This is a genomic window from Pseudomonas sp. LM13 (genome assembly GCF_041381355.1).
Classification (GTDB): Bacteria; Pseudomonadota; Gammaproteobacteria; order Pseudomonadales; family Pseudomonadaceae; genus Stutzerimonas; species Stutzerimonas frequens.
Window position 1 is genome coordinate 196,140 of sequence record NZ_JACBXH010000001.1, and the last position, 14,249, is coordinate 210,388.

Below are 14,249 nucleotides of genomic sequence, written 5' to 3' on the forward strand. Positions count from 1 at the left end.
ATCGCGGCGGAATGTCTGGCAGAATTATACGCACCCGCTCACTTCCCGCCGCAGTCTCCGATGTCCAGCTCCGCTCTCGATCCCGTCGTACTCGCCGACTCCATCAAGGAGTGGGGCCGCGAGCTCGGCTTCCAGCAGGTGGGGATCACCGGCGTCGACCTTGGCGAGCACGAGGCGCACCTCGAGGCCTGGCTCCAGGCGGGCTATCAGGGCGAGATGGACTACATGGCTGCCCACGGCAGCAAGCGCTCGCGGCCGGACGAACTGGTGCCCGGCACGCTGCGGGTCATCTCGTTGCGCATGGACTACCTGCCCGGCGACACCCGCATGAGCCAGCAGCTGGCCGACCCGGAAAAAGCCTATGTTTCGCGCTATGCCCTGGGCCGCGATTATCACAAGCTGATCCGCAAGCGCCTGCAGCAGCTGGCCGAGCGCATTCAGCAGGTGGTCGGTCCGTTCGGTTTCCGCGCCTTCGTCGACAGCGCGCCGGTGCTGGAGAAGGCCGCCGGCCAGCAGGCCGGGCTCGGCTGGATCGGCAAGAACACCCTGCTGCTCAACCGCAAGGCCGGCAGCTGGTTCTTTCTCGGCGAGCTGTTCGTTGACATCGCGCTGCCGGTCGACGAGCCGGTGACCCGCGATCACTGCGGCAGCTGCCACGCCTGCCTGAACATCTGCCCCACCGAGGCGTTCGTCGGTGAACGGCTGCTGGACGCGCGGCGCTGCATTTCCTACCTCACCATCGAGCTGAAGGGGCCGATCCCGGTCGAGCTGCGCGACAAGATCGGCAACCGCGTATTCGGTTGCGACGATTGCCAGATCGTCTGCCCCTGGAACCGGTTCGCACGCCCCACCGAGCAAGGCGACTTCCAACCGCGCCACAGTCTGGACAACGCTGAGCTAGCGACCTTGTTCCGCTGGACGGAAGAGGAATTTCTTAGTCGCACCGAGGGCTCGCCGCTACGCCGCGCCGGCTACGAACGCTGGCTGCGCAATCTCGCGGTGGGTCTGGGCAATGCGCCGTCGAGCATTCCGGTGCTGGAGGCGCTCGAGGCGCGCCGCGACGATCCGTCGGAGCTGGTGCGCGAGCATGTGGAGTGGGCCCTGGCCCAGCACGCCAAGCGGGCAGGCTAGTCCGACGACGGCAACTGAGCGCCGAGCTCGGCGCTCAACGCACGCAGTTGTCCGGCATCCAGCGTCTCCTGTTGCAACAGCTGCCGGGCGCAGCGCTCGAGCAGTGCACGACGCGCCTGCAGCAGATCGACGCTACGCTGGAAGGCCGACTGCACCAGCTCCTGCACTTCCTCGTCGATCGCCGTTGCCGTGCTCTCGGCATAGTCGTGTTGCGGCTTGAGGCCGAGCATCGCCTCATTGCCGAGGAAGGAATTGGGCTCGCGCTCCAACGCCAGGTGACCGAGGCGCTTGGACATGCCGTAGCGCGTCACCATCGCCCGGGCGATGTCGGTGACCTTAGCCAGGTCGTCCGCCGCGCCGGTGGACAGATGCGCGAAGATCAGCCACTCCGCCGCACGCCCGCCGAGCAATACCGCCATCTTGTTCTCCAACTCCTCACCGGTCATCAGGAAGCGATCCTCGATCGGCCGCTGGATGGTGTAACCCAGCGCCCCCATGCCGCGCGGAATGATCGACACCTTGTGCACCGGATCGACGCCCGGCAGCGCCATTGCCACCAGCGCATGGCCCATCTCGTGATAGGCGACGATCTCGCGCTCGCGCGGGTTGAGCAGGCGGTTGCGTTTCTCCAGCCCGGCGATGATGCGCTCGATGGCCGCGGTAAAGTCCTCCATCGCCACCGCGTCGGCATTGCGCCGGGTCGCCAGTAGCGTCGCCTCGTTGACCAGGTTGGCCAGGTCGGCGCCGGTGAAGCCCGGGGTCAGCGCGGCGATGGCCTGCGGATCGACATCGGTGCCCAGGCGCGACTTCTTCAGGTGCACGTTGAGAATCTGCACCCGCCCGACCTTGTCCGGACGATCGACCAGCACCTGACGGTCGAAGCGGCCGGCACGCAGCAGTGCCGGATCGAGGATTTCCGGGCGATTGGTGGCCGCCAAGAGGACGAGTCCGCTGGAGGTGTCGAAGCCGTCCATCTCCACCAGTAGCTGGTTGAGCGTCTGCTCCTTCTCGTCATGCCCGCCGGACAGCGGCCCGGCACCGCGGGCGCGGCCGAGCGCGTCCAGCTCGTCGATGAAGATGATCGCCGGCGCCTGGGCCCGCGCCTGCTCGAACAGATCACGCACCCGCGCGGCGCCGACGCCGACGAACATCTCGACGAACTCGGAACCGGAAATGGAGAAGAATGGCACCTTCGCCTCGCCGGCCACCGCGCGCGCCAGGAGCGTCTTGCCGGTGCCGGGCGGGCCGACCAGCAGCACGCCCTTGGGCATGCGTCCGCCGAGGCGACCGTAGGTCTGCGGATCGCGGAGAAAGTCGATGATTTCCTTGAGCTCGTCCTTGGCCTCGTCCACACCGGCTACATCGGCGAAGGTCACCTTCATATCGGTCTCGACGTAGACCCGCGCCTTGCTCTTGCCGATCTGCATCATGCCGCCGCCACCCAGACCGCTGCCGATGCGCTTGAGCAGGAACAGCCAGATGCCGAAGAACAGCATGGCCGGCACGATCCACGACAGCAGGTCGCGCACCAGCGTGCTTTCCACCTTGCCGGTGTAGCGTACCGGGTACTGCTGCAGATGCTCGGCCAGCTGCGGCTCGACGCGGTTGGTGATGAAACGGCGCTGGCCGCCGGCCAGGGGCTCCTTGAGCCGGCCTTCGATGCGCCGGTCCGTGATGGCCAGTTCGTCGATACGCCCGTCCTTGAGGTGCTGCTCGAACTCGCTGTAAGGGATGGTCGCCACTTGCTGCTGGGTCGACAGCAGGTACTGGAGGCCGAGAAACACCAGGATGGCGATCATCCAGTAGTTGAAGTGGAACTGAGCGCGGTCTTTCACACCGTTTCTCCTTGTGGCGCGGACCTGCCAACTATGCCTGTTCGGCGAAGACGTCGCCTGGACTCAGATCAGTTATGCCACGGTTGCTGCAATCAGAGCCCGCCACGCACGCCGAGGCCGACGCCCAGCTCCGCCGCGACGGCGAAGGGCAGCAACAGCGTGTCCAGCAGGGCGCTGGCCGGCAGATCGAGCGCGGCATGCTTCGGCGCCACGGCACCGAAGCGCTCCAGCGGACAGCAGCCGCCGTTGAGGCTGTACCAATCCAGTCGCGTGCCGGAATAGATGATCGGCGCACCGGGCTTGGCCGCATCCAGCGTGCGCACCGTGGCGCAGCCGCCGAGCAGGCTCAGCGTCGTCAGTACCAGCAGCGCCCGACCGATCATCTCAGTCGTCGCTGACGATATGGTGCTCGCCCCAGCGCGGCAGCATGTCCTGGGGAATGTTGAGCAGGTTGAGGATGCGCGCGACGACGAAATCCACCAGGTCGTCGATGCTTTGCGGCTGGTGATAGAAGCCCGGCGAGGCCGGCAGGATCACCGCGCCGAGGTTCGACAGCTTGAGCATGTTTTCCAGATGAATGCTCGAATACGGCGCCTCCCGTGGCACCAGAATCAGCTGGCGGCGCTCCTTGAGGGTGACGTCGGCGGCGCGTTCGATCAGGTTGTTGCAGGCGCCGGTGGCGATTGCCGACAGCGTGCCGGTGGAACAGGGCACCACCACCATCGCCGTCGGTGCGCCGGAGCCGGACGCCGGCGGGGCCATCCAGTCCTCCTTGGCGAACACACGGATCTGCCCGGCGGCGGCACCGGTGTACTCGGAGAGGAAGGCCTGCATGGCCTGCGGCTTGGCCGGCAGCACCACGTCGGTCTCGGTGGCCATCACCAGCTGCGCGGCCTTGGAAATCAGGAAGTGCACCTCGCGGTCTTCCTGGATCAGGCAATCGAGCAGGCGCAGACCGTACTGCGCGCCGGATGCGCCGGTCATGGCCAGAGTGATGCGTTCCGGTCCGCTCATGAATGTGCTCCCAAAGCTGCTGCGCTTGCTTATGCCGCGTTGAAACCTTACTCGAAATGCTCACTTGCACCGGCAAGCTCCGCTTTCTCGCAAGGTTTCGCCTTGCCCAAGCTTCGCTCGCGACGCGTTGGAAGCAAATTCGCCCTATCCCAATCTCGTAGGGTGGAAAACCGCGAAGCGTTTTCCACCGTTACATGGCGTTGGCGCTTCGGCCGTAACCTTACGCATGGGAAAAGCCTTCGGCGTTTTCCACGCTACGCCAGTGCGGCGGCCAATTGGCCGTGCAACCCACCGAAACCGCCATTGCTCATCACCACCACCTGCGTGCCCGGCGTGGCATCGGCCTTGACCTTGGCAATGATCGCCTCCAGCGAATCGCAGACCGTGGTCGGCACCGGCGAGCCGGCAACGGTCGCGGCCAGGTCCCAGCCAAGGTTGGCCGGCGCGAACCAGATCGCCTGATTGGCCAGCGCCACCGACTCGGCCAAACCCTCGCGGTGCGCGCCGAGCTTCATCGAGTTCGAGCGCGGTTCGACCACGGCGATGATCGGCGTATCGCCAACCTGTTTGCGCAGCCCGTCGAGGGTGGTGGCGATAGCCGTGGGGTGATGGGCGAAGTCGTCATAGATGGTTACGCCGTTGACCTCGGCGACCTTCTCCATGCGTCGCTTGACGCTTAGGAACTCGCTCAGCGCCTCGGCGCCCTGCTTTGGCAGCACGCCGACATGTCGTGCCGCCGCCAGCGTGGCCAGCGCGTTATTGACGTTGTGCTGGCCGGTCAGCGCCCATTCCACCACGCCTTGTACGGCGCCATCGAAGATCACCTCAAAACGCGAACCGTCGGCGCTGAGCAGCTTGGCCTGCCACTCGCCGCCGTCACCGGTGGTCTGCACTGGCGTCCAGCAACCCATGCCGATCACGCGCTTGAGCGCCGCCTCCGACTCGGGATGGATGACCAGCCCTTCGCTCGGCACGGTACGCACAAGATGGTGAAACTGCCGCTCGATAGCCGCGAGATCCGGGAAAATGTCCGCGTGATCGAATTCGAGATTGTTCAGGATTGCCGTGCGCGGGCGGTAATGGACGAATTTGCTGCGCTTGTCGAAGAAGGCACTGTCGTATTCGTCGGCCTCGACTACGAAGAACGGTGTGCCGCCCAGGCGCGCGGAGATGCCGAAGTTCTGCGGAACCCCACCGATGAGGAACCCCGGGCTCATGCCCGCGTGCTCCAGTACCCAAGCGAGCATGCTGCTTGTGGTGGTCTTGCCATGGGTGCCAGCCGCGGCTAGGACCCAGCGCCCCTGCAGCACGTGATCGGCCAGCCACTGCGGGCCGGAGACATAGGGCAGGCCCTTGTTCAGCGCGTACTCCACGGCAGGGTTGCCACGCGACAGCGCATTGCCGATCACCACCAGATCCGGCGCCGGCTCGAGCTGGCTTGGCTCGTAGCCCTGGGTCAGCTCGATGCCCTGGGCTTCGAGCTGGGTGCTCATCGGTGGGTAGACGTTGGCGTCGGATCCTGTGACGCGATGCCCGAGCTCCTTGGCCAGCACCGCAAGCGACCCCATGAAGGTGCCACAGATGCCGAGAATATGGATATGCATGGATGCCCTCAAAACCGGTGAGACCCACTGAAAACTGCGGCGCAGGTTAGCACAGCAGGCCATCCCAGCCGACCAGGCGCCGTTAGTCGGGCGCAGGGCCGAAACGCGACTGATCGCTCACCTTCTTGATCCAGATCATTTCGCCCTCAGATCGAGATGAGATGCTGCGAAAACCTCATTCCAGACAATCACAGGCATTCACCATGAGCAGCACCTTCTTCATACCCGCAGTAAACATGATGGGCGCCGGAAGCCTTGATGAAGCGATGGTCGCTATCGCCAACTACGGCTTTCGCAAAGCGCTGATCGTCACCGACGTTGGACTGGCACGCGCTGGCGTCGCCGAAAAGGTTGTCGCGCTGCTGGCCACCCAGGACATCCAATCGGTCGTATTCGATGGCGCCCAACCCAACCCAACCGTTGGCAACGTTGAAAAGGGCCTGGCACAGCTACGCGACAGCGCTTGCGATTTCATCATCTCCCTCGGCGGTGGCTCGTCCCATGACTGCGCCAAGGGCATCGCCCTATGCGCGACCAATGGCGGACAGATTGCCGACTACGAGGGCGTGGACCGCTCCGCCAAGCCACAAATGCCACTGGTAGCGATCAATACCACCGCCGGCACCGCCAGCGAGATGACACGCTTTTGCATCATCACCGACGAAACCCGTCACGTGAAAATGGCCATCGTCGACCGCAACGTCACACCGCTGCTGTCGGTGAACGACCCGGCACTGATGGTCGCAATGCCCAAGGGACTGACCGCAGCCACCGGGATGGATGCGCTCACCCACGCGGTTGAGGCCTATGTCTCGACCGCCGCCACACCCATCACCGACGCCTGCGCACTCAAGGCCATCGAGCTGATCTCGACAAATCTGCGTACCGCCGTCGAGAACGGCAGCGACATGCCCGCCCGCGAAAACATGGCCTACGCGCAGTTCCTCGCTGGCATGGCGTTCAACAACGCCTCGCTGGGCTACGTGCACGCCATGGCTCACCAGCTCGGCGGCTTCTACGATCTGCCGCATGGTGTCTGCAACGCCGTACTGCTGCCTCACGTGGAGAGCTACAACGCCAGCGTCTGCCCCGAACGCCTGCGCGACGTTGCAACCGCGATGGGCGTGGAGACCCGCGGACTGGACGCCGCGCAGGGTGCCGAAGCCGCACTCGTGGCAATCCGTACCCTGTCGCAGGCAATCGGCATTCCGGGCGGCCTGGCCGAGCTTGGCGCCAAGGCCGATGACATCCCGACGCTGGCCGCTAACGCCATGAACGATGCCTGCGGCCTGACCAACCCGCGCCGCGCCACGCAAGAGGAAATCGAAGCGATCTTCCATAGCGCCCTCTGAGCCCCTGGGCCGGGGCTTCTGCCCCGGCCCGACCGCGCGGCAGCGCTCGCCCTGCCGCCACGAAAAGCGCCCCTGGCCACCGCGACAGTATTCAAATCGTGATCTACGCTTTATGCAGCGAATCTCCATCCAAGAAAAAACCGGAGCCCCCCATGATCTACGCCCCTCCCGGCACCGACGGTGCCCTCGTTACCCTCAAGGCCCGCTACGGCAACTTCATCAATGGCGAGTTCGTCGAACCCGTCAACGGGCAGTATTTCACCAACCTGTCTCCGGTTAACGGACAACCGATTGCCGAGTTTCCGCGCTCCGACGCCGCCGATATCGAGAAGGCGCTGGACGCCGCCCATGCCGCTGCCGACGCGTGGGGCAAGACCAGCGTGCAGGCACGCTCGCTGATCCTGTTGCAGATCGCCGACCGTATCGAGCAGAACCTGGAGATGCTCGCCGTCACCGAAACCTGGGACAACGGCAAGGCGGTGCGCGAGACGCTGAACGCGGATATCCCGCTGGCCGCCGACCACTTCCGCTACTTCGCCGGTTGCATCCGGGCCCAGGAAGGCACCAGCGCCGAGATCGACGAACATACCGCGGCCTACCATTTCCACGAGCCGCTGGGCGTGGTCGGGCAGATCATCCCGTGGAACTTCCCGATCCTGATGGCCGCCTGGAAGCTCGCCCCGGCGCTGGCCGCGGGCAACTGCATCGTGCTCAAGCCGGCCGAGCAGACCCCACTGGGTATCAGCGTACTGATGGAGGTGATCGGGGACCTGCTGCCGCCGGGCGTGCTCAACATCGTCCAGGGCTTCGGCAAGGAGGCCGGCGAGGCGCTGGCCAGCAGCAAGCGCATCGCCAAGATCGCCTTCACCGGCTCCACTCCGGTGGGCTCGCACATCATGAAGCTGGCCGCCGAGAACATTATCCCGAGCACCGTGGAGCTGGGCGGCAAGAGTCCCAACATCTTCTTCGAGGACATCATGCAGGCCGAACCGACCTTCATCGAGAAGGCCGCCGAAGGCCTGGTGCTGGGCTTCTTCAACCAGGGTGAGGTCTGCACCTGTCCATCCCGCGCGCTGGTACAGGAGTCGATTTACGCGCCCTTCATGGAAGCGGTGATGAAGAAGGTCGCGCAGATCAAGCGCGGCGACCCGCTGGACACCGAGACCATGGTCGGCGCCCAGGCCAGCCAGCAGCAGTTCGACAAGATCATGTCCTACCTGGAGATCGCCAAGGGCGAAGGCGCGGAGGTGCTCACCGGCGGCGCAGCGGAGAAGCTCGAAGGCTCGCTCGCCTCGGGTTATTACATCCAGCCAACCCTGCTCAAGGGCCACAACAGGATGCGTGTGTTCCAGGAGGAAATCTTCGGTCCAGTGATCGGCGTCACCACCTTCAAGGATGAAGCCGAGGCGCTGGCAATCGCCAACGACACTGAGTTCGGCCTCGGCGCTGGGGTCTGGACCCGTGACATCAACCGCGCCTACCGCATGGGCCGGGCGATCAAGGCAGGTCGCGTCTGGACCAACTGCTACCACCTCTATCCGGCGCATGCCGCGTTCGGTGGCTACAAGAAGTCCGGCGTCGGTCGCGAAACCCACAAGATGATCCTCGACCACTACCAGCAGACCAAGAACCTGCTGGTCAGTTACGACATCAATCCGCTGGGCTTCTTCTGATGGGCTGAGCACGGTGGGCTTCGGCTCGCCGCGCGTTCGAACAAGACGCCTGCCGGGCTCCGCCGTGGTGCTGTGGAGCCCGCAAAAGGTGCGTTCCTGCCAAACTTGGCTGACAAATCACTGCAAACAACCCGTTTGTAGCGTGGGGCATGACGCTTGCTAGGGAGAGACTTGCCAACCTATCCAAGAGGATTCCCCCATGGCTCTCGAACACAGCAGTTCAACGCCACCGCACCACGCAATCGATTTCGAAACCGTTGGCAGTAGCTATTTCCAGGAACGCGAACTGAAGAAAGGCGCCGCCGGCTGGGTGCTGCTGGTCGGCCTTGGCGTCGCCTACGTGATTTCCGGTGACTACGCCGGCTGGAACTTCGGCCTCGCCCAGGGCGGTTGGGGCGGGCTGTTCATCGCCACGCTGCTGATGGCGACCATGTACCTGTGCATGTGCTTCTCGCTGGCCGAGCTGTCCTCGATGGTCCCGACCGCGGGCGGCGGCTACGGTTTTGCCCGCACCGCCTTTGGCCCGCTGGGCGGCTTCCTCACCGGCACGGCGATCCTCATCGAATACGCCATCGCCCCGGCGGCGATCGCCGTGTTCATCGGCGCCTATTGCGAATCGCTGTTCGGCATCGGCGGCTGGATGATCTATCTGGCCTTCTACATCGTCTTCATCGGCATCCACATCTTCGGCGTCGGCGAGGCGCTGAAGCTGATGTTCATCATCACCGCCGTCGCCGCCCTGGCCCTGGCGGTGTTCATCGTCGCCATGGTGCCGCACTTCTCGGTGGACAAGCTGCTGGACATCGCCCCTACCACGGCGGCCGGCGCCAGCAACTTCCTGCCCTACGGCTATGTCGGCATCTGGGCGGCGATCCCCTACGCGATCTGGTTCTTCCTTGCTGTGGAAGGCGTGCCGCTGGCCGCCGAGGAAACCAAGAACCCGCAGCGCGACATGCCCCGCGGGCTGATCGGCGCCATGCTGATACTGGTCGCCTTTGCCGGCCTGATCTTGCTGGTCGGCCCGGGCGGCGCCGGTTCCAGCACCCTGGTGGCATCCGGCAACCCGCTGGTGGAAGCGCTGACCACGGCCTACGGCTCGTCCACCTGGATGAGCGGCTTCGTCAACCTGGTCGGCCTGGCCGGGCTGATCGCCAGCTTCTTCTCGATCATCTTCGCCTACTCGCGGCAGATCTTTGCCCTGTCGCGGGCCGGCTACCTGCCGCGCAACCTCTCGCTGACCAACAAGAACAAGGCGCCGGTGCTGGCCCTGGTAATCCCTGGCGTGATCGGCTTCCTGCTCTCGCTGACCGGTCAGGGCGATCTGCTGATCCTCGTCGCGGTGTTCGGCGCGACCATCTCCTACGTGTTGATGATGGCCTCGCACATCGTGCTGCGCCTGCGCCGGCCGGATCTGCATCGCCCGTACAGGACACCCGGCGGCATCGTCACCTCGGGCGTGGCGCTGGTACTGGCCTGCATCGCGGTCATCGCAGGCTTCCTGGTCGACCCGCGGGTGGTGATCGGCGCCGCGATCATCTACGGGATCTTCATCGCCTATTTCGCGATCTACAGTCGGCACCACTTGGTGGCCGGTACGCCGGAAGAAGAGTTCGCGGCGATCGAGCAGGCCGAGGCGACACTCAAGTAGGGAGAGCAGCCATGACGTACTCGCACAGCGTGGGCGGCACCACCTGGCGCTTCGACGATCTGCGCGAGGTGATGGCCAAGGCCAGCCCGGCGCGATCCGGCGACCTGCTCGCCGGGGTCGCGGCAGGCAGTGACGCCGAGCGAGTGGCGGCGCAGATGTGCCTGGCCGATGTGCCGCTCAGGCGTTTTCTCGAAGAAGCACTGATCCCCTACGAACGCGATGAGGTCACTCGGCTGATCATCGACAGCCATGACGCCGCCGCCTTCGCGCCGATCAGCCACCTGACCGTGGGCGATTTCCGCAACTGGCTGCTCGGCGAGGAGGCGGACGAGGCGTCGCTGAAAGCCCTCGCACCGGGGCTGACGCCGGAAATGGTCGCCGCGGTGTCGAAGATCATGCGCGTGCAGGACCTGATCCTGGTCGCGCAGAAGGTCCGCGTCGTCACCCGCTTTCGCAACAGCATCGGCCTGGCCGGACGCATGTCCACCCGACTGCAGCCGAACCATCCCACCGACGACGGCGCCGGCATCGCCGCGAGCATTCTCGACGGCCTGCTCTACGGCAACGGCGACGCGGTGATCGGCATCAACCCGGCCACCGACAGCACCGCCGGCATCTGCGAGCTGCTGAAGATGCTCGACGCCGTGATCAGTCGCTACGAGATCCCGACCCAGGGTTGCATCCTCACCCACGTCACCACCTCCATCGAGGCGATCAACCGCGGCGCGCCGCTGGATCTGGTGTTCCAGTCCATCGCCGGCACCGAGGCGGCCAACGCCAGCTTCGGCATCAACCTGGCAACGCTGCAGGAAGGCTACGAGGCCGGCCTGTCGCAGAAGCGCGGCACCCTCGGCGACAACCTCATGTATTTCGAGACCGGCCAGGGCAGCGCGCTGTCGGCCAACGCCCATCACGGTGTCGATCAGCAGACCTGCGAAGCCCGCGCCTACGCCGTCGCGCGCCGCTACAAGCCGCTGCTGGTGAACACCGTGGTCGGCTTCATCGGCCCGGAATACCTCTACAACGGCAAGCAGATCATCCGCGCCGGGCTGGAGGACCACTTCTGCGGCAAGCTGCTCGGCGTGCCCATGGGTTGCGACATCTGCTACACCAACCACGCCGAAGCCGACCAGGACGACATGGACATGCTGTTGACCCTGCTCGGCACGGCGGGCATCAACTTCATCATGGGCATCCCGGGCTCGGACGACGTGATGCTCAACTACCAGACCACCTCCTTCCACGACGCCCTCTACGTGCGTCAGGTGCTCGGCCTGCGGCCCGCACCGGAATTCGAGGAATGGCTGGCGAAGATGCAGATCCTCCGACAGGACGGCAATCGCCTGCAGCTCGGCCGTGACCTACCCGAAGCCTTCCGCGGGGCGCTGGAGCAGCAGGCATGAAGCGCTGCCTCATTCGCCGCCAGCAGCGTGGAAAACGCTGCGCGGTTTTCCACCCTACGCCGAGACTCTCGCCGCGACCCGTAGGGTGGAAAACGACCGCAGGTCTTTTCCACGCGTCTGTTCACGCGCCTGACCGCCAAGCTCCGAGGTAGCCATGCCCGACCGCTCCCCCACCATCGAAAATCCCTGGCAGCACCTGCGCCAGCTGACCCCGGCGCGCATCGCCCTTGGCCGTGCCGGCACCAGTCTGCCGACGGTGGCGCAACTGGATTTCCAATTCGCCCATGCGCAGGCCCGTGATGCCGTGCACCTGCCGCTAGACTGCGCCGCGCTGACCGCCGAGCTGGACAAGCACGGCCTCGCCTGCCTGCCGCTACACAGCGCCGCCAGCGACCGCCAGACCTATCTGCAACGCCCCGATCTCGGCCGACGCCTCGACGAAACCAGCGCAGCCACGCTCGACGCCGAGGCGGGCGACGGCTGCGACCTGGCGCTGGTGATCGCCGATGGCCTCTCGGCCCTGGCCGTGCAGCGTCATGCGGCACCCATGGCACTGAAGATCGCCGAACAATGCCAGGCCGAAGGCTGGTCCCTCGGTCCCGTCGCGCTGGTGGAACAGGGCCGCGTGGCGGTGGCCGACGAGATCGGTCAGCGCCTCAAGGCGCGCATGGTGGTGATCCTGCTCGGGGAGCGACCGGGCCTCAGCTCGCCGGACAGCCTGGGCCTTTACTTCACTTGGGCACCGCAGGTCGGCCGGCACGATGCGCAGCGCAACTGCATCTCCAACATCCGCCCCGAGGGGCTGAGCTACAACCTGGCCGCGCACCGCCTGCTCTATCTGATGCGCGAAGCCAGCCGCCGACAGCTCTCCGGCGTCCAGCTCAAGGACGAAGCCGACGTGCCGGCGCTGGACGGTCAGCCGCGCGCCGGCAACTTCCTGCTCGGCTAGCCGGTATCAGGCCGGCTGCCAGGGCTCCAGCGTCTGGCTGTAGACCACCGCGCCGTCGATGTCGCGCAGGGTCACGCTCAGCGCACCGCTCTGCGCGTCGATCTCCACCTCACCGAAGAACTGGAAGCCTGCCCGCGGCGAGCTGTTCGCCGTCGGCGGCGCCTTCTGGAACACCACCTCCGGACCGAAGGTGCCGTCCAGCGGATTCGGCCCGAAGCTGCCGGCGTTCAAAGGGCCTGCGACGAACTCCCAGAACGGCTCGAAACGCTGATAGGCGGCGCGATTGGGGTGGTAGTGGTGTGCCGCGCAGTAGTGCACATCCGCCGTCAGCCAGACGGTATTGCGCACCCGCGCACGCTGGATGAAGGTCAGCAGATCCGCGATTTCCAGCTCGCGGCCCAACGCCTCGCCGTCGTTGCCATTGGCGATTGCCTCCCAGCGCGGACCGTCCGGTACGTGCAGGCCAATGGGCATGTCGGCGGCGATCACTTTCCAGGTCGCGCGCGAGGCTCGCAGCTCGCGCTTGAGCCAGCGCAGCTGCTCGCGGCCGAGAAACGCCGTGTCGGCGCCCTGCTCCGCCTGCAGGTTGTGGGTGTTCGGCCCGCGATAGCTGCGCATGTCCAGCACGAACACATCCAGCAGCGGCCCGTAGCTGACCTTGCGGTAGATGCGCCCCTGGGTGTCGCCGCGGGCCATGCGCATCGGCGCGTATTCGAGATAGGCCTGACGTGCGCGCTGCACCAGCGTATCGATGTCGCGCACCTGCTGATAGCGGTCATCCAGCTCCTTGCTCGGCGACCAGTTGTTCGTCACCTCGTGATCGTCCCACTGCCAGATCTGCGGCACCTCGGCATTGAAGGCCCGCAGGTTCTCGTCCAGCAGGTTGTAGCGGTAGTTGCCGCGAAACTCGCGCAGCGTCTCGGCAACCTTGCTCTTCTCTTCGGTGACCAGGTTGCGCCAGATGCTGCCGTCCTCGGCGGTCACTTCGGCGGGAATCGGCCCGTCGGCATAGATCACGTCGCCGCTGTGCAGGAAGAAGTCCGGCCGGCGCATGCGCATGCTTTCGTAGATGCGCATGCCGCCGAAGTCCGGGTTGATGCCATAGCCCTGGCCGCAGGTATCGCCGCCCCAGACGAAACGGATGTTGCGCGGACGCGTCGGTGCGCTGCGCAGGTGGCCGAACCAGGGCTCGCTGAGCACGCCGCTGCGGGCGTCCTCGAAGCGCGCGCGGTAGAAGATCGACTGATCCGCCGGCAGCCCACGCAGATCGACGCGGGCGGTGAAGTCCTGGCCGGCATCGGTGATCGACGAGACCATCCGCCGCGGATTGCCGAAACGGCTGCGCGTATCCCACTCGACGATCAGCCGCCCGGGGCGGTCGCCGCGGCTCCAGATCAATGCGCGGCCATCCGTCACGTCGCCGGACTGCACACCGTCGAGCATCTGCGGCCGCTCGCGCGGCGCGGCGATGATGGCAGGCGCAATGCCCAGGGCCGGCAGCGCGAGGCCGGCGCCGATGCCCTGCAGCAGTTGGCGGCGTTTCTGATCCGGTGCGGTCATCTCGGAAGTCTCCTGGCGAGTGAGGGTTCTCCTGATGTAGCCGCCCCGCTTGACAGTCCCATGACGCACCGACCGACGGT

General features: G+C 65.6%; 11 protein-coding genes. 6 read left to right on the forward strand and 5 right to left on the reverse strand.

Annotated features, from left to right (window positions below; all coding sequences use genetic code 11):
* Window positions 1-60 precede the first annotated feature (60 nt).
* Window positions 61-1,131, forward strand: a complete 1,071-nt coding sequence (gene queG, locus HZR81_RS00935) for a tRNA epoxyqueuosine(34) reductase QueG (RefSeq protein ID WP_200597581.1) — start codon at window positions 61-63, stop codon at window positions 1,129-1,131.
* Here queG and ftsH read toward each other — a convergent pair.
* The 4 genes from ftsH to mpl form a co-directional block, all read right to left on the reverse strand.
* Window positions 1,128-2,966 (reverse strand): ATP-dependent zinc metalloprotease FtsH, encoded by a 1,839-nt coding sequence (ftsH, locus tag HZR81_RS00940; RefSeq protein WP_200597578.1) that lies wholly within the window; start codon window positions 2,964-2,966, stop codon window positions 1,128-1,130. The genes queG and ftsH overlap by 4 nt on opposite strands.
* 92 nt (window positions 2,967-3,058) lie before the next feature.
* Entirely contained in the window at window positions 3,059-3,349 is a 291-nt protein-coding gene (locus HZR81_RS00945; protein ID WP_156245174.1) for a YceK/YidQ family lipoprotein, read from the reverse strand.
* Window position 3,350: 1 nt separating this feature from the next.
* Window positions 3,351-3,980: a flavin prenyltransferase UbiX gene (gene ubiX, locus HZR81_RS00950; protein ID WP_013984098.1), complete on the reverse strand. Its 630-nt coding sequence runs from the start codon at window positions 3,978-3,980 to the stop codon at window positions 3,351-3,353.
* Between the two features lie 254 nt (window positions 3,981-4,234).
* Window positions 4,235-5,584 (reverse strand): UDP-N-acetylmuramate:L-alanyl-gamma-D-glutamyl-meso-diaminopimelate ligase, encoded by a 1,350-nt coding sequence (mpl, locus tag HZR81_RS00955; RefSeq protein ID WP_200597576.1) that lies wholly within the window; start codon window positions 5,582-5,584, stop codon window positions 4,235-4,237.
* A 203-nt stretch (window positions 5,585-5,787) separates the two neighbouring features.
* Between mpl and yiaY the strand changes: the two genes are divergently transcribed.
* The 5 genes from yiaY (at window position 5,788) to eutC (ending at window position 12,609) form a co-directional block, all read left to right on the forward strand.
* Complete coding sequence (gene yiaY / locus HZR81_RS00960; protein WP_023101973.1) at window positions 5,788-6,936, forward strand: L-threonine dehydrogenase; 1,149 nt, start codon at window positions 5,788-5,790, stop codon at window positions 6,934-6,936.
* A 152-nt stretch (window positions 6,937-7,088) separates the two neighbouring features.
* Window positions 7,089-8,609, forward strand: a complete 1,521-nt coding sequence (exaC, locus tag HZR81_RS00965; protein WP_023101972.1) for an acetaldehyde dehydrogenase ExaC — start codon at window positions 7,089-7,091, stop codon at window positions 8,607-8,609.
* Window positions 8,610-8,808: 199 nt separating this feature from the next.
* Window positions 8,809-10,257 carry an ethanolamine permease gene (gene eat / locus HZR81_RS00970; RefSeq protein WP_013984101.1) on the forward strand — a complete coding sequence of 483 codons (1,449 nt, stop codon included), beginning with the start codon at window positions 8,809-8,811 and terminating at the stop codon, window positions 10,255-10,257.
* Between the two features lie 11 nt (window positions 10,258-10,268).
* Window positions 10,269-11,660, forward strand: a complete 1,392-nt coding sequence (locus HZR81_RS00975; protein WP_500127080.1) for an ethanolamine ammonia-lyase subunit EutB — start codon at window positions 10,269-10,271, stop codon at window positions 11,658-11,660.
* A 154-nt stretch (window positions 11,661-11,814) separates the two neighbouring features.
* A complete protein-coding gene (eutC, locus tag HZR81_RS00980; RefSeq protein ID WP_061336988.1) occupies window positions 11,815-12,609 on the forward strand; it encodes an ethanolamine ammonia-lyase subunit EutC in 795 nt (264 codons plus the stop codon).
* Between the two features lie 6 nt (window positions 12,610-12,615).
* Here the strand turns inward: eutC and HZR81_RS00985 are convergent, their stop codons facing one another.
* Window positions 12,616-14,169: an alkaline phosphatase D family protein gene (locus HZR81_RS00985; protein ID WP_500127081.1), complete on the reverse strand. Its 1,554-nt coding sequence runs from the start codon at window positions 14,167-14,169 to the stop codon at window positions 12,616-12,618.
* Window positions 14,170-14,249: the final 80 nt, after the last annotated feature.